We start from the raw sequence: 16061 nt of genomic DNA on the forward strand, positions 1-16061 counted from the left end.
CAGCTCCTTAAAGGCTGATGAGCACGCTCTTGCTCTTGCGGTTGGCGTGATAGGCTTCGCGGCCGAGATCCTTGCCGATGCCCGACTGCTTGTAACCGCCGGTCGGCAGGATATGGTCGCGCGAGCGGCCGTAGCGGTTGACCCAGATGGTGCCGGCCTGCAGGCGGCGGGTGAGGCGGATGGCGCGCGCGAGATCGCGGGTGAAGAGGCCGGCGGCGAGCCCATAGGCCGGATGATCGGCCAGCCGTAGTGCCTCCTCCTCATCCTCGAAGGTCTGGATCGTCAGCACCGGTCCGAAGATTTCCTCGAGAACCGCAGGTGATGTTGCGGTCACGCCTGACATCAGCGTCGGTGCGTAGAAATAGCCGTCGCGGTCAAGGCGGTGGCCGCCTGTGAGGCACTCGGCCCCGCCGTCGATCGCGGCGCGGATGATGCCATCCATACGGGCAATCTGGCGTTCGGAGATGACGGGCGAATAGTCGGTCGTTTCTTCCCAGGTGGGACCGGGGCGGATTGCCGCCAGCCTGGCAAGCAGTGCCGTCACAAGCGCATCCGCCACCTTCACCTCGACGATGAGGCGGGATCCGCAAACGCAGGCCTGGCCGGCATTTGACAAAATGCTGCCGGCGATGGCGCCTGCGGCGAGTTCGAGATCGGCGTCGGCGAAGACCAGCTGCGGGCTCTTGCCGCCGAGTTCCAGTGTCATCGGCTTCACGCCGGTCCGGGCGATATTGGCCATGATCGCCGCGCCGGCCGCGGTCGAGCCGGTGAAGCTGACCTTGGAAATTCCCGGATGGCCGGTGATGGCGGTTCCGGTGGTCGGACCGTCGCCGAGGACGACGTTGACGAGGCCGGCGGGCAGGCCGGCCCGCACCGAAAGTTCGGCAAGGTAGAGCGTCGAAAACGGCGTCATCTCCGATGGCTTCAATACCACCGCATTGCCCGCCGCCAGTGCCGGAGCAAGCTTCCACCCCGCCATCGACAATGGAAAATTCCACGGCGTAATGGCGCCGACGACGCCATAGGGCTCGGTCACGATCATGCCGAAATTCGCATCGTCGGTCGGGACGAGATCGCCGCCTTCCTTGTCTGCGAATTCGGCGAAGAAGCGGATCTGCTCGGCGGTGACGGCGATATCGCCGGCGACGAGCTGGCCGACCGGGCGGGTCGAGGAGAGCGCTTCGAGCCTGGCGAGGGTTTCCGCCTCGGCTTCGATCAGGTCGGCCCAGCGCTGCAGCGCCTTGGTGCGCTCGCGCGGCCGCACGCCTCCCCAATTACTGGTCTTCAACGCCTTTCCGGCCGTCTCGACGGCGTGGCCGACAAGAGCCTCGTCAGCAAGCGGACAGCCCGCATAGGCCTTGCCGTCGGACGGCCGGTGCATGTCGATGACGGCTTCGGCCGGAACCAGCCGGCCGCCGATGAAATGTCCGACAGGCAAGGAGATCGTGTTCGGATCGAAGTTGAGTGTCATTGCGTGTCCTCGGCATGAACTGAGGGCAAGCCTAGCTGGGGAAGGCGAGCAGCATGCATCGACCGATCGCGCTGCGGCGGCCGAAAATTGCGTTTTGCCCGCCGCGGCCAGTCAAATCTACGGCGGGTGGCCGGCGCCCATGCCGCGCTGTCTGCGGTCGGGAAACGCCTGCTCCGCAGGCGAGCGTGGCGCGCGGCATCGGCGTCATGACACCGTCACGTAGATCTTGCGCACCGTCTCGATCGTCTTCCAGACGCCGACGAAACCCGGCTTCATGACAAAACTGTCGCCGGCCTTGTAGACCACCGGCTCTCCGCCGTCCGGCGTCAGCTCGACCAGGCCGGAAAGGATGTGGCAGAACTCGAACGTCTCGCCTTTGATCGAACGCGTCTCGCCGGGCGTTGCCTCCCACACGCCGGTATGAACACTCTCTGCGCGGGCGACATCCTGCGCCCAGGTCTTAAAGGTGGGATTGCCCGAGATCAGGCGCTCGGGAAGGGGGCCGGACTCGCGCGGCGCCTGGGATGGGTTGGTGTCGATCGTCTTGAGCAGGGTCATGGCTTTCCTTTCGGGGTTTACGTTTGGGGGATGATTCAATAGCCGCGGCTGCGGTCGACCAGCCCGATCGGGTCAAGGCCTGCCCGATGCCGCTTGATATTGTCGATCACCGCCGCTGCGGCAGTTTCGGGCTGCGTGACGCTGGCAATATGCGGCGTCAGCAGGATTTGCGGATGGCTCCAGAAGGCGTGACCCGCAGGCAGCGGCTCCGGATCGGTGACATCGATGACGGCGCCGGAGAGATGCCCGGCATCGAGCGCGTCGACGATCGCCTGATGATCGAGCTGCGCGCCGCGGCCGATATGGGCGAGCGCGGCGCCGACCGGCAACCTTGCGAAGAGCTCGGCATTCAGGAAGCCGCGGGTCTCCTCCGTCAGCGGCAGCAGGCAGACGAGAATGTCGGTGGTTGCAAGCAGGGTGTCGAGACCTTCGCCGCCGCTGAGGCACCGGACGCCGCCGATCGTGCGCGGACTGCGGCTCCAGCCGGAAAGCGGGAAGCCGAAGGGCTGCAGACGTTCGAGCACCGCGCTTCCAAGCATGCCGAGACCGAGCACGCCGATGCGGCGTTCTGCGGCCTGTACCGGTTGGATCGGCTGCCAGATCCCGCGCCGCTGCTGGTCGAGATAGGCCGGCATGTCGCGATGGAGCGCAAGGACGGCGAGCGTCGCATATTCCTGCATCATCCTGACGATGCCGTCCTCGACCATGCGCACCACCTTGACCCGCTCAGGCACGGCATCGATGCGGAACTGGTCGATGCCGGCGCCGATCGAGAACAGGATTTCGAGATTGCTGTAGCGCGCGAGATCGTCGGGCACGGTCCAGGTGATCAGGTAGCGCACAGCCTCCGCTTCGACCGATGCCGGGTCCATGGAAAAGGCGATGTCAGGCAGTTCGCGCGCGAAGGCTTCGGCGAACATGGCGCCGCGCTTGGCGTCGGAATTGAAGAGAAAGGTCATTGCATCGGCTCCGTGATCTCAGGTCAGGCGGTGCAGCGGCGGGCGAGGGCTTCGACCATTGCCTGGCAGGCCAGGAGTTCTTCAACCAGAATGAATTCGTCCGGCCTGTGGGCCCGGCCGATATCGCCCGGCCCGCAGATGATCGCATCGATGCCGGCGCGCTGGAAAAGGCCGGCTTCGGTGCCGTAGCTGACGGCGGCGAGCGGCTCGATGCCGGTCAGTTCGCCAAGCAGGCGCGCAAGCGGCGCATCGGCAGCAAGCGACAGGGCCGGATAGGCGCTGAGTTCGCGCCATTCCACCTCGAAGCCCCGTAGCGGTAGCGCCTCGGCCGCGGCGCGCAGCGGCGCCAGCAGCACGGCCGGATCGATGCCGGCAATGGCTCTTGCCTCGAACTCGGCCTCGCAGGTGTCGGGAATGATGTTGACCGCCTGGCCGCCCTTCAATGTGCCGACCTGGAGGGACGAGTAGGGCGGCTCGAACACACCTTCGAATGGGCCGTGTGTCAGCCGGGCGGCTTCGGCATTGGCGCAAGCGAGGACGCTGCTCATGGCATGGATTGCGTTCAGTCCCTGATCCGGGCGGGAGGAGTGGCCGGACCGGCCCCTGACCGTCAGCCGGGCGGCGGCCTTGCCCTTGTGGGCGCGGATTGCCCGCATGCTGCTCGGCTCGCCGATGATCGCGCCAAGCGGGGGCGCGCAGAGGTCCGGCAGGCGTGCGATCATGTGCGGGACGCCGCGGCAGCCGGCCTCCTCATCGTAGGAAAAGGCGAGGTGGATCGGCCGGCGGAGCTGCGTCTTCGCGAGCATCGGGACGGCGGCAAGAACGGCGGCCAGGAAACCCTTCATGTCGGTAGCGCCGCGGCCGTAGAGGCGGTCCGCGTCGGCGCGCAGGCGGAACGGGTCGCTGCTCCAGCCGGCCTCGGCGGCGGGAACCACGTCCATATGGCCGGAGAGGATATAGCCCGGCACCTCGACCGGCCCGATCGTCGCGAAGAGGTTCGAGCGGTCACCCTCGGGGCCGGGAAGCTCGGTGGCGACGATGCCGTGGCGTTGCAGATAGTGCCGGATCCAAGCGACGATTTCGCCGTTCGGCGTACCGACGACGGAGGGAAAGCCGACCAGCCTTTCGAGAATTTCAATTGCCTGCATGGGCGTCCTCACGGCACGGGATGTCGGGTGCAACCGGGCTCTTGCGGTCAACGGCGCCGTCGGCCGGTCGGGGTCTGGCCAATGACTGTAGAGACCGGCCCAGGCTTTATTTGCCGAAAGCGCATCGGATTTGGTCGATTGTTGTGTTTGCGCGGGCGTCGCCAGTGAATTGTATCGCGCAATCCGTCCTAATCTCGATGAGGGAGTTTTCCGTGGGGCAGCTTTCCCTGGGGACTTTGCCAGAAAATGCGGCAGGAGGGCGGGAGTGAGCGCACTGACATCCGAATCCAGGTTTGTCGACAGTTTCGAGACGCGCATTGCCGACATCGACAGCGTCGATATCGATAAGCTGCATGCGCTCTCAATGTCGGTCGCCTGGCCGCATCGTCGCGAAGACTGGCAGTTCTTGCGCGACTTCGGCCAGGGCATTGCGGCGATCGATGAAATCGGCCGCATCCTCGGCTCTGCGATGTGGTTTCCCTATGGCCGCCAATTCGCGACAATCGGCATGGTCATCACCTCGCCGCGCCTGCAGGCCAACGGCGCCGGGCAGTGGCTGATGGGCCACGCACTCGATCAGGTTGCCGGGCGCAATCTCGGGCTGAACGCGACGCGGGCGGCGCGGCGCCTTTACATGTCCCTGAATTTTGTTCGCGAGGCGTCTGTCTTCCAATGCCATGGCGAAGCGATCTCGCCGCCGGATGTGGAACTGCCGCCAGGTGCCGCGATACGGGCAGTGGAAGCCGATGACCTGGAGGCGATTGCGGCATTGGATGCTTTGGCCTTCGGCGCCGATCGCACGCTGCTCCTGGCTCGGCTCCTTGCAAATTCCAAGGGTGTCGTCCTGATCCGCGCCGGCCGGATCGAGGCCTTCTCGCTTTGCCGAAGGTTCGGGCGCGGCCATGTCATCGGTCCGGTCGTGGCAAGCAATGACGCCGATGCGATTGCCGTCGTCCATCCGCATGCGGTCGAGCATGCTGGAGCATTCTTGCGCCTCGACACACGCGAGAAAGGCGGGATATTTGCCGATTTCCTCTCCCGCTGCGGTCTTCCCATTTATGATATCGTGACGACCATGTCGCGGGGCGACCCTTGGCTCCCGGTTCCGGGACGTCGAGGGATGCACGAGCCGAAGACCTATGCGCTCGTCAGTCACACGCTCGGCTGACCTGGACGAGTTCTAAAGCGCGTCGCATCAAATATGATTCACGCAACGCGCTTTAGCGCTTTGTTTTTATGCATGTCGTTGTCCCGGAACCGCTGCACACTTCCGGGCGACATGCATTAAGCGCCGGGACAGAGGGGCAGCGATGCCTGAGCCTGAGCGCGCTCGCATTCGGGCCGGAATGAGCGATATTGCCAGAAACCGTCCGGAGATTCTCGCCGGTATACGGTCTCGAGCCAATAGATGGTGTCGTCGAGCGGCAAGACGGGATGCCAGGCATACCACTGCGACCAGATCTTTCTTCCCTGTTCGTTTCCTCTCATCGCCCCCTCTCTTTTCTGAGCGGTCCGCTCCGACAAATATTCAGAGGATGAGAATAATATTACGAAACTATTCTTCTACGAAGATCCTTTTAGGATTAGTCAAAATTGTCCTTCACCGAATGAGGCAATTCCGCACGATATGGATGGGCACGACCTGTTTGCGGGGAGCTGCGAGCCGCGTGATGGAATGAGACCGACTTTTGCAACGGCTCCATCGCCGTCTGCCGGGTCATGAGGCAGAGCGGGTGCTCAGTTGATCGAGCGCAGCCCGAGATAAGCGGCCAAGCAGACGGCGGAAAGGCTGATGGTCAGCCTGGGTCTGCCGTCGTCGAACATTGCCGCCACCGAAAGGCAGAGCATCAGGATGACCGTTTTCGCCCAAAGGTCCTGATCGGAGAGGGTGAAGGCGACTGCCGCCAGAAAGACCGCACTGGCGACCATCGTGACGGGAGCGGATTTCTCGGCGAGATCACCGTCAGAAAAATACGGCAGGAGAAAACGTCGCATGCTCAAGCCTGAAGCGACGCTCAGAAGAAGGCAGGTCAAGATAAGGTGCAACATTGGTCGTCGACGATCGCTCTGCAGATAGCTTTCAGATGCAAACGCCATGCCAGCCGCAATTGCCCTGCCGCAGAGGCAATGCTGGGCTTCTATGGCTATTTCGGCGGCGGCGCGATCCTTTTTTCGGCAGTCGCCGGCTTGTCCATGCGCTGAATAGCGCGCGTGCAGCCCCGACAAGCCGGGATGACGAGGCGAAACTGTGCGACGCTGAAACCTGCTTGAGCGGATGCAATGATTTTTATATAGAGAATGATAAATCATCCAAATTCTGAAAAAGAGATTTTCATTGGATCTTTCCTCGATCGAGATATTCCTCGCCGTCGCCAGCGACCGGAGCGTTACAAAGGCCGCCAGGGCCGTCGGGCGGGTGCCGTCGAACGTGACGACACGTATCCAGCAGCTGGAGGAAGACCTCGGCGCTTGCCTGTTCAGCCGTGACGGCAAGAAGATGACGTTGACGCGGGAGGGCGAAACGTTTCTCACCTATGCCAACAGGCTTCTGGCGCTTGCGCTCGAAGCGCGCCAAGCCGTGCGGCCACTCGCCCCATCGGGAACATTGCGGGTCGGAACGATGGAGAGCACGGCGGCGAGCAGGCTGCCGGCGGCGCTGACGCACTTCAACCAGATGTGGCCTGACGTGTCGCTGCAGCTGACGATGGGCGCGTCCCGCGATCTCGCCCGCGATGTTCTGGCCGACGCACTGGATTGCGCCTTGATTGCCCGGCCGCCGAAGACGATGCGCGAAGATGACCGCGATTTCGATGCCGAGCTCGAGGCGCTGGCGTTGGAGACGGTCTTCGTCGAGGATCTGTTGATCGTGCTGCCGTCCGGGCATCCCGCCATCAAATCCGCCGCCGACCTGCGTGTCGGGGCGCTCGCCGCTTTGGAGCCCGGCTGCACCTATCGCAGGATCGCCGAAAACTGGGCGCGTCAATCGAGCGCCCTGCCGACGAGCGAGCTCGGCTCCTACCACGCGATCCTGGCGAGTGTTGCGACCGGCAATACCGCAGGCGTGATGCCGAAATCCGTGCTCGACCTCATGCACTGGCCGGCGGCTCTCCCGACCCATCAGCTCGGCCCCGTCGAGACGCTGCTGGTGTCCCGCAGGGGTAGTCGCCCCAGCGCCTTTAGCGCCTTCCATGAAGTCCTCAGCGCGACCAAAGGCAGAGACATGAGGCTGGCGACAAACTAGTTTCTCCGTCTTCCTCCTTCGCTCGCCAGACAATCCTCGCTTCCAGTTGGTCTTTGCATGCAATATCCCGTTTCCCCAAAGATGGGGCCGAGCCGTTTTCGCCGCTTTCGCCTATTTTCGCCCATCCTGGCCGGTGCGACGCTAAAAGAGCGGCTGATCGCCTGTTTCGGCGCGTTGCTGGGCATCGGTCTCACCGGCGTCATCAGCGGCTATCTGTTCGGCCAGGGACCGCATCTTCCCTTGATCGTCGCGCCGATGGGCGCCTCGGCAGTGCTGCTTTTCGCAGTGCCGGCAAGCCCGCTGGCGCAGCCATGGTCGATCATCGGCGGCAACACCATTTCCGCCATGATGGGCATCATTGCCGCTTATTTCATTCGCGACCCGATTATCGCGACCGGCGTCGGAGTTTCACTGGCGATCGGGGCGATGTCGTTCACACGATCCCTCCATCCGCCCGGAGGGGCTGCGGCGCTGACCGCGGTGCTCGGCGGTCCCGTCGTTGCTGGCTGGGGGTTCCTCTTTCCCTTCGTGCCCGTCGCCCTGAACTCCTGCATTCTCGTCGCACTTGGGCTGCTGTTCCACAGGCTTTCCAAGCGGAATTATCCGCATGTCGTGCTGAAGCCGGCGGAGAATACCCATCAGACGGTCGACCTGCCGTCTGCCGTGCGGGTGGGCTTTCGTGAGGAGGATGTCGATGCCGCCCTGGAAGCGCTCGATGAAACCTTCGATATCGATCGGGCCGATCTCGGACGGCTGCTGCAGCAGGTCGAGTTGCAAGCCGCCATCCGCTCGAACGGCAAGATCAGCTGTGCCGATATCATGTCGCGCGATGTGATCGCTATCGGCGAGGCTTCGGAACCGGATGCTGCACGGCATCTTCTCCTGAAGCATAATATCCGGACGTTGCCGGTGAAGGATCCGGAGGGCCGTCTCGTCGGCACCGTCGGCCTGCGGGAGTTGTTCGCGAGCGGCGATACGATTGCCCATGCGATCTCCAGGCCGGCGGTGGCGAGAGCTTCGGATGCCGCTCTGTCGCTGCTGCCCGTTCTGACCGATGGGCGCACGCATGCCGTCATCATTGTCGATGACGATCACCGGATCCTCGGCCTGATATCGCAGACCGATCTGCTGAGCGCCGTGGCGCGGCTGCTGCCAAGTGACGGTGAGGCGATCGCGGCCGTGGCGTGAACTCGCGAAGCGGCTCGGCTATTGCCGGCCGGTCTTTGCGTCGCAGCCACTGCCTTCGTCGTCAGCTCCGTGGAGGTGTCGTGTGCAAGTGCGGGATTTCTGCCTTTTCCGACACTATCCGGGCAATGACCTGCAGCGGATGCGGGATGCGCCTGTCGTCGATTTCCTTCACCTGGGAGCGGCAGGAATATCCGGTCGCCATAAGGATATCGGCATCGCCGGCCGCATCGAGCTCGGGCTTCCAGCTTAGCGCATAGAGGCGCTCTGCGATCGGCCGGTTGCGGGCCTCGTGGCCGAAGGTGCCGGCCATGCCGCAACAGCCGGTTTGCGCCGCCTGTAGGTCGATGCCGAGGCTTTCGAATACTTTTTGCCATTGTGCGACGGAGGCCGGCGCATTGGTGCGCTCGGTGCAATGGGCCATCAAGCGAAAGCTTTTGCCTTCGGCAGCGGAAGGCGAGGCGGTCAGCCGGTCGAGGTTGGCGGTCAGCCATTCCTGAGGCAGCAGGACATTCGCCTTCGATATCCCCTTATATTCGCTGCGAAAGGCGAGCGTCATCGATGGATCGAGCCCGACCAGCGCTACGCCTGTCTCATCCAGTCGCTCGAGATAGCGGGCCGTCCGCTTGGCCGCCGCCTCGAAGCGTCCGAGATAGCCATGAACATGCAGGGCTTTGCCATTGGTGTGGGAGGCCGCAAGGAACGGCGTGAGCCCGATTTTCCTGGCGAGCCCGATTGCGGCAAGCGCAACCTCAGGATCGAAATAGGCGGTGAAGGCGTCGGCGACGAAGACGACGCTGCGCTGCCGTTCCTGCGGCGGCAGAGCTTCGATCGTTTGAGCGGTCGCAAGCGGCACGCCGAGGCGGGCGGCTTCCCTGGCGAGCGAGATCCGCGGCAGATGCGGCAGGGAGGTCAGCCCGGCGACACGCATCATCGTTCTGCCGGCGCGCGTGCCCACGACCATATTATAGGCTGGCCGGATGCGCCGGACGAGCGGCAGCGTGGTTTCGATCGCCGCGACCAGCGGATCCTTCAGCGGGCGGAGGTAGCGTCCGTAATAGAGTTCCAGGAATTTCGAGCGGAAGGCCGGCACACTGACCTTCACCGGACACTGCCCCGCGCAGGCCTTGCAGGCCAGGCACGTGTCCATCGCCGCGCGCACCTCGTGGGAAAAGTCATCGCGGTTTGCCGGGTTCAGCGAATTGAAGGCGCGCCGCGCCAGGCTGGCGAACGGAATGCTCCGTCGCAGGCGCATCGCCTCCTGGCGGGGATCGATGCCGTTCTCGGCCAGCAGCCTCAGCCATTCCCGCATCAGCGCGGCGCGGCCCTTGGGCGAAAAGCGCCGGTCGCGCGTCGCCTTGTAGGAGGGGCACATCGGGCTCGTTTCGTCGAAATCGAAGCAGGCGCCGTTGCCGTTGCAGTAGGCGGCGTTGTCGAAGGCGGCGCGGATCTCGTTGCCGATGATGCGGTCGATATCTCCGCGCAACGGAACATCGTCGATTTTCGTCAGTCCTTCCGCGGAAGGGGTTGCGATCTTGCCGGGATTGAGCCGATTCTCGGGATCGAAAGCCCGCTTGATCTCCTGCAGGCTGGGATAAAGGTCGCCGAAAAACTCCGGCACATATTCCGAACGCACGCCCTTGCCATGCTCTCCCCAGAGCACCCCGCCATATTTGCGGGTGAGCGCCACGACGGCGTCGCTGACCTCCCGAACCAGCCGGACGTGATCAGCGCGGGTGAGGTCCAGTGCCGGCCGTACGTGCAGGACGCCGGCATCGACATGGCCGAACATGCCGTAGGAGAGGCCGGCACCATCGAGTAGTGCGCGGAACTCGCGAATATAGGCCGCCAGGTTTTCCGGCGGCACGGCCGTATCCTCGACGAAAGCGACGGGTCTGACCGGCCCTTCCACGTTGCCGAGCAGGCCGACCGCGCGCTTGCGCATCGACCAGATCGCCTGGACATCGGCATGGCCCCGGGCGATCGTATATCCGGCATGGCGGGCATTCGCGCCCGTGTCGAGCGCGGCGGTCACCTCCGCAAGCCTGCGTTCGAGTTCCTCTTCATCGTCGGCCAGCACTTCGGCGATGTTGATGCCGTTGGTCGCGCTGCCCGGATCGTCCGGAAAGAAGCGGGCAATGCCGGTCCAGACGATGTCGCCTTTCGCGAGGCCGAGAACTTTCTCGTCGACCGTTTCCACCGAAGCGACATTCAGCGCCACCAAGTTGCGGGCATCCTCCAAGGCGGTGTTGAAGTCGCCGTAGCGGATGTTGATCAGCGCCGCATGGGCCGGGATCGGCAGAAGGTTGAGTTCGGCTTCGGCGATCATCGCCAGCGTTCCCTCCGAGCCGCAAAGAACGGCATTGAGGTCGAAGCGTCCGTCGTCACGCCTGATATGGGCGAGGTCGTAGCCGGTCATGTAGCGGTTGAGCTTCGGAAAGATCTCGGCGATCTGCTCGTGTTTTTCCCGGGCGATCCGTTCGACCGTCCTGTGGATCTCGCCGACGCGGCTCTCTCGCGCGGCGATCTCCTCGAACGCCTCCGCGTCGAGCGGGCGCGACCAAAAGTCGGAGCCGTCCGTAAGCACGATGCGCAATCCGAGAACGTGGTTGCTGGTCTTGCCGTAGAGGCATGAACCCTGACCGCAGGCATCGGTGGAGATCATGCCGCCGATCGTGGCGCGGTTGGAAGTGGAAAGTTCGGGCGCGAAGAACAGGCCGTAGGGCTTCAGGGCCCGGTTCAGCTCATCCTTGACAACGCCCGCCTGGACACGCGCAATCCTTCGGACAGGGTCGATGTCGAGAATGGATTTCATATGCCGCGAACAGTCCACCACGACGCCCGATGTCAGGGATTGACCGTTCGTGCCGGTGCCGCCGCCGCGCGGCGCGATGCTTATCTCCCGGAAGGTCGATTCCGACAGCACCGCCGCCACAACCTGCAGGTCTCCGACGCTCCTCGGAAAGAGGACGCCGGTCGGCTCGACTTGGTAGATGGAATTGTCGGTTGAAAATACGGTCCGGCTCGCCGCACCGGTCTCGATATCGCCGTCAAATCCCGCCTCGACGAGCCGCTGGAAAAAACCCGGGGCGGGAAGCGGGATGGGAGCCTTCGGCTGGAGGCGTGGAATCATTTCGAAACCTTCAGAATGCACTCGAGCCTTGTCACTAGCGCATCGGCCCGAAAATCGGAATCGATTTTCGGAAGGAGCGGCATATGCCGCTCCTGAAGGCATCGTCAACGGCCTGTCAACCGGTCGGCGTGGCCGCCGGCCGGTTGACAGCGCCGTCCGCTTCGAAGAGGCCGCGGGCCGCCTCGACCATCGACTGCAGGTGGTTGGGGTCGCGCACGCCCTGTCGGTAGAGCTCGATGATGATGCTCGCCATTCGTTCGGCTTCGGCGCTGTCTCTTGCTATCGCGTAGTCGGCGCTGAGCTTGTCGAAGACCTGCTGGCAGGTTGCCAGATCGCGGGAGTCCAGCGGCACCTGCGATCGGTTTACGATCGTTTGAACCATTTTCATTCCCTCGAAAAAAGCCCGCCCGGCGATGCGTGCGGGCCGATGTTTCATCTGTTAGAAATCCATGCCGGGGCCGCCCGGCATTGCCGGAGGGGCATCCTTCTTCGGCTTCTCGGCGATCATGGCTTCCGTCGTCACGAGAAGACCGGCGATGGATGCCGCGTCCTGAAGCGCGGTGCGAACGACCTTGGCCGGATCGATGACGCCCTGCGCATAGAGGTCGCCATATTCACCCGTCTGGGCGTTCCAGCCATAAGAGAAGTCGGTCTTTTCGCGCAGCTTGCCGACGACCACCGAGCCCTCCGCGCCGGCGTTCTCGGCGATCTGGCGAGCCGGCGCCTCAAGTGCGCGGCGAACGATGTCGACCCCGACGCGCTGGTCGGCATTGGCGGTCTGGACTTTTTCAAGCGCCTTGACGGCGCGCAGCAGGGCCACACCGCCGCCCGGCAGGATGCCTTCCTCGACCGCCGCGCGGGTTGCGTGAAGCGCGTCGTCGACACGGTCCTTCTTTTCCTTGACTTCGACTTCGGTCGAGCCGCCGACGCGGATGACGGCAACCCCGCCGGCGAGCTTGGCGAGGCGTTCCTGCAGCTTCTCGCGGTCGTAGTCGGAGGTGGTTTCTTCGATCTGGGCCTTGATCTGGGCAACACGGCCTTCGATGTCGGACTTGGCGCCCGAACCGTCGACGATCGTGGTGTTTTCCTTCTCGACCGACACTTTCTTGGCGCGGCCGAGCATGTCGAGTGTCACGGATTCGAGCTTGATGCCCAGGTCCTCGGAGATGACGGTGCCGGCAGTGAGCACGGCGATGTCTTCGAGCATGGCCTTGCGGCGGTCGCCGAAGCCAGGAGCCTTGACGGCAGCGATCTTCAGGCCGCCGCGCAGCTTGTTGACGACGAGCGTTGCAAGGGCTTCGCCTTCGACGTCTTCGGCGATGATGAGGAGCGGCTTGCCGGACTGGACGACGGCTTCGAGGATCGGCAGCATCGATTGCAGGTTCGAGAGCTTCTTCTCGTGGATCAGGATATAGGGATCCTCGAACTCGACCCGCATCTTGTCGGCGTTGGTGACGAAATAGGGGCTGAGGTAACCGCGGTCGAACTGCATGCCTTCGACGACTTCGAGTTCGGTGTCGGCGGTCTTGGCTTCTTCAACCGTGATGACACCGTCATTGCCGACCTTTTCCATCGCCTCCGCCAGGAAGCGGCCGATTTCAGCATCGCCATTGGCGGAGATCGTGCCGACCTGGGCGATCTCGGAATTGTTGGAGATATTGCGGGCGTTGGCCTTCAGTTCCGCGACGATGGCGACGACGGCGAGATCGATGCCGCGCTTCAGGTCCATCGGGTTCATGCCTGAGGTAACGGCCTTGGCGCCCTCCTTGACGATGGCCTGGGCGAGGACCGTCGCAGTCGTGGTGCCGTCGCCGGCGATGTCGCTGGTCTTCGAAGCGACTTCGCGGACCATCTGGGCGCCCATGTTCTCGAACTTGTCTTCGAGTTCGATTTCCTTGGCGACCGAAACGCCGTCCTTGGTGATACGCGGCGCGCCGAAGGACTTGTCGATCACGACGTTACGGCCCTTCGGGCCAAGGGTCACCTTCACGGCGTTGGCCAGGATGTCGACGCCGCGCAACAGCTTCTCGCGGGCTTCGACGTTGAATTTGACTTCTTTAGCAGCCATGTCCTCACTCCTTCATAGGCAGCTAGCATTGACCACGTCCTGAGGGTTCAGGCGGCCTGCTTTCCTTCGCTCTGGGCTTCGATGATACCCATCACGTCGCTTTCCTTCATGATCAGCAGGTCTTCGCCGTTGATCTTGATTTCCGTGCCGGACCACTTGCCGAACAGGACGCGATCGCCGACCTTGACGTCGAGCGCCTGAATCTGGCCGGCATCGTTGCGGGCGCCGGGACCGACGGCGATGACCTCGCCTTCCTGCGGCTTTTCCTTGGCGGTGTCGGGAATGATGATGCCGCCCTTGGTCTTTTCCTCGGAATCGACGCGGCGGACGAGAATGCGGTCATGAAGCGGTCGGAACGACATGTCTTCCTCCATCGACAAACAATGATGACGTTGTTCGCCAGACCGGACCGGATGACGAGGTCCGGGTGGGTGCAAGGTCGCGCGCCTTGCGGGATTGATCTGGTTCGATGGTTTTTCGATTTCAAGGGGCGGCGCAGAAAAATTAGCACTCGCTGCCGGCGACTGCTAATGGCCCTGCGGGGAACAGAAGACCGGCTGCTGCGTTCGAACTAATGACGATGGTCGTCCCCTCGTCTTGAAGACGCGTTCAAAACTGTGCTCCGGCTTGAATCCGGATTTCGGCGTTCCTAGCTCTCAGGCGATCGAGGCTCGATGAGCTCGATCACCGTCACACGTTCTTTTAGGCCCACGTTCTTTTAGGCCCACGTTCTTTTAGGAGTGAGTGACATGGAGGAGAAGACCAATATAATCAAAGACCTCACTATCGAGGAACGCGAGGAAATCTTCGTCGACATCGCTCGTACGCTGGAGGATACGGCGCGCGAGGCCCTCGTCGAGGGCAATATGCACTTTGCTGTACTGTCGAACAACATGGCCGAAGCGATCCGCGTCAACGCCGACGAACTCGCCCGGGACGATCCCGAGAATGCCGAGCGCGTATTGCTCCAGGCGACGGCGATGATCTCGCAGTTCGAGGCCGTGCACCCTTATCGCATGGTAAGCATGGCCGTTCACTGATTGACCCGCTCAAATCAATCGCCGGCGTGCGGAACTCTCACAGCTGGCGAAGGTTAATGGATCACAGCATCGAGAGGTGATCCATGACGACTTCGAAAACCAACACACCACCCGAAAGCGGAACCGACGACGCGCGTTCCTTCGACACGCAACGGGCCGAGGTCTATCGCCAGAATGCATCGGACGCAGCCCGGCGCAATGCGAGTTCGACATCGGATCGCGACAGCGGCACCGAAACGCCAAGCCTGAAACTCGCGAAAGAGTATCTGAGCCTCGGCGGGCGCCGCCGGTCCAAGATCGACGACAACATCACCACTGTTCGCCAATGGGAGGTGGATCCGCCGGCGGCCGAACGCTTCTGGCAGGAGCGGGTGGAGACGCTTTCAAAGGCTGAGCGCAAGCAGGTGGAGGATTTTCTTCCCACCATCAACACGCCTTGAAACACGGCCGCTCGAGGCGAAACCAAACTGCGAGGTCTGGTCGGACCTGGAGAAGATCATGGCCACAGACAAACACGAACAGATACGCCGGCGGGCCTACGAAATCTGGGAGGCCGAAGGCCGCCCCGAAGGGGCGGACCTGCGTCATTGGATGCAAGCCTGCGACGAGCTGGCCGGCGAGGACGAGGATGAGACGCTGCAGGACCTGCTCGATCAAGACGACAGGGACGACGCGGCGCTGCTTCAAGGCGCCGGGGAAAGCGGCGATCTCGATCGGCCACGCCCCGGATTTGGTCAAGGTGCCGGGGCGACGCCGCCCGATATCGAGATAACCACGGGGGAGAAACCTTCCCGGCAAAAGATCAGAGAGACCGAAGGACCGTAATCGTCATGCAGCATCTCGACCACGCCATGCAGATCGCCATGGAGGCACATGACGGCCAGACGGACAAAACCGGACGGCCCTTCTTCGAGCACTGTCAGCGGGTCGCGCTTCTCGTGCCGGGCGACGAGGCGCGAACCGTCGCCTACCTTCACGACGTCGCCGAAAAAGGCAATGGCTGGACGCTCGACAGGTTGAAAGAGGAAGGCTTCCCGTCGGCGATCATCTCTGCGGTGGATGCATTGACCCGGCGGCCCGACGAGCCGGACGAGGAATTCGTCAGGCGTGCGGCAGCAAACTCGCTCGCTTTGCCTGTCAAGTGGACCGATCTCGAAGACAATCTACGCCAAGCCGAACAGGCCGGCAAAGACAAGCAAAAATATCAAAGCGCCCTGGATCTGCTACGCGATATCGAGAACGGACAATAGTGTTCCCT

17 protein-coding genes are annotated in these 16061 nt (G+C 63.1%); 7 read left to right on the top strand and 10 right to left on the bottom strand.

Annotated features, from left to right (window positions below; genetic code table 11):
• Positions 1–7: 7 nt before the first annotated feature.
• The 4 genes from CO655_RS09355 to argE form a co-directional block, all read right to left on the bottom strand.
• On the bottom strand, positions 8–1471 hold the full coding sequence (locus tag CO655_RS09355) for an aldehyde dehydrogenase family protein (RefSeq protein WP_097608747.1): 1464 nt from the start codon (positions 1469–1471) through the stop codon (positions 8–10).
• A 204-nt stretch (positions 1472–1675) separates the two neighbouring features.
• Complete coding sequence (locus CO655_RS09360) at positions 1676–2029, bottom strand: cupin domain-containing protein (protein WP_097581022.1); 354 nt, start codon at positions 2027–2029, stop codon at positions 1676–1678.
• Positions 2030–2064: 35 nt separating this feature from the next.
• On the bottom strand, positions 2065–2988 hold the full coding sequence (locus CO655_RS09365) for a glyoxylate/hydroxypyruvate reductase A (protein ID WP_097608748.1): 924 nt from the start codon (positions 2986–2988) through the stop codon (positions 2065–2067).
• Between the two features lie 23 nt (positions 2989–3011).
• Positions 3012–4136: an acetylornithine deacetylase gene (gene argE, locus CO655_RS09370; RefSeq protein ID WP_097608749.1), complete on the bottom strand. Its 1125-nt coding sequence runs from the start codon at positions 4134–4136 to the stop codon at positions 3012–3014.
• 265 nt (positions 4137–4401) lie between these two features.
• Here argE and CO655_RS09375 point away from each other — a divergent pair, with 265 nt between their 5' ends.
• Positions 4402–5304, top strand: coding sequence for a GNAT family N-acetyltransferase (locus tag CO655_RS09375; RefSeq protein WP_097608750.1), 903 nt, complete (start codon positions 4402–4404; stop codon positions 5302–5304).
• A 116-nt stretch (positions 5305–5420) separates the two neighbouring features.
• Here CO655_RS09375 and CO655_RS34285 read toward each other — a convergent pair whose 3' ends face one another.
• A complete protein-coding gene (locus tag CO655_RS34285; RefSeq protein ID WP_097608751.1) occupies positions 5421–5624 on the bottom strand; it encodes a hypothetical protein in 204 nt (67 codons plus the stop codon).
• A 249-nt stretch (positions 5625–5873) separates the two neighbouring features.
• Positions 5874–6185 (bottom strand): hypothetical protein, encoded by a 312-nt coding sequence (locus tag CO655_RS09385; RefSeq protein ID WP_097608752.1) that lies wholly within the window; start codon positions 6183–6185, stop codon positions 5874–5876.
• 286 nt (positions 6186–6471) lie between these two features.
• On the opposite strand from CO655_RS09385, the gene CO655_RS09390 reads away from it, so the two are divergent.
• A complete protein-coding gene (locus CO655_RS09390; protein WP_097664443.1) occupies positions 6472–7377 on the top strand; it encodes a LysR family transcriptional regulator in 906 nt (301 codons plus the stop codon).
• A 57-nt stretch (positions 7378–7434) separates the two neighbouring features.
• Positions 7435–8565 carry an HPP family protein gene (locus CO655_RS09395; protein ID WP_097664444.1) on the top strand — a complete coding sequence of 377 codons (1131 nt, stop codon included), beginning with the start codon at positions 7435–7437 and terminating at the stop codon, positions 8563–8565.
• Between the two features lie 61 nt (positions 8566–8626).
• Here the strand turns inward: CO655_RS09395 and CO655_RS09400 are convergent, their stop codons facing one another.
• From CO655_RS09400 to groES, 4 genes are all read right to left on the bottom strand, one after another.
• Entirely contained in the window at positions 8627–11695 is a 3069-nt protein-coding gene (locus CO655_RS09400) for an FAD-binding and (Fe-S)-binding domain-containing protein (RefSeq protein WP_097664445.1), read from the bottom strand.
• A 115-nt stretch (positions 11696–11810) separates the two neighbouring features.
• Positions 11811–12077, bottom strand: a complete 267-nt coding sequence (locus tag CO655_RS09405) for a hypothetical protein (RefSeq protein WP_097608758.1) — start codon at positions 12075–12077, stop codon at positions 11811–11813.
• Positions 12078–12134: 57 nt separating this feature from the next.
• The gene (groL, locus tag CO655_RS09410) at positions 12135–13763 is read right to left on the bottom strand and encodes a chaperonin GroEL (protein ID WP_097664446.1); all 1629 of its coding nucleotides are present in this window, start codon (positions 13761–13763) and stop codon (positions 12135–12137) included.
• A gap of 47 nt (positions 13764–13810) precedes the next feature.
• A complete protein-coding gene (groES, locus tag CO655_RS09415; protein ID WP_010029452.1) occupies positions 13811–14125 on the bottom strand; it encodes a co-chaperone GroES in 315 nt (104 codons plus the stop codon).
• Positions 14126–14512: 387 nt separating this feature from the next.
• On the opposite strand from groES, the gene CO655_RS09420 reads away from it, so the two are divergent.
• The 4 genes from CO655_RS09420 (at position 14513) to CO655_RS09435 (ending at position 16053) form a co-directional block, all read left to right on the top strand.
• On the top strand, positions 14513–14803 hold the full coding sequence (locus CO655_RS09420; RefSeq protein WP_010032737.1) for a hypothetical protein: 291 nt from the start codon (positions 14513–14515) through the stop codon (positions 14801–14803).
• An 83-nt stretch (positions 14804–14886) separates the two neighbouring features.
• The gene (locus CO655_RS09425; protein ID WP_097607799.1) at positions 14887–15243 is read left to right on the top strand and encodes a hypothetical protein; all 357 of its coding nucleotides are present in this window, start codon (positions 14887–14889) and stop codon (positions 15241–15243) included.
• Between the two features lie 58 nt (positions 15244–15301).
• Positions 15302–15628, top strand: a complete 327-nt coding sequence (locus CO655_RS09430) for a DUF2934 domain-containing protein (protein WP_097664447.1) — start codon at positions 15302–15304, stop codon at positions 15626–15628.
• 5 nt (positions 15629–15633) lie between these two features.
• Positions 15634–16053: an HD domain-containing protein gene (locus CO655_RS09435; protein WP_097664448.1), complete on the top strand. Its 420-nt coding sequence runs from the start codon at positions 15634–15636 to the stop codon at positions 16051–16053.
• Positions 16054–16061 lie beyond the last annotated feature (8 nt).

Origin of the sequence: Rhizobium sp. M1, assembly GCF_002531805.1 — a bacterium.
Classification (GTDB): Bacteria; Pseudomonadota; Alphaproteobacteria; order Rhizobiales; family Rhizobiaceae; genus Rhizobium; species Rhizobium etli_C.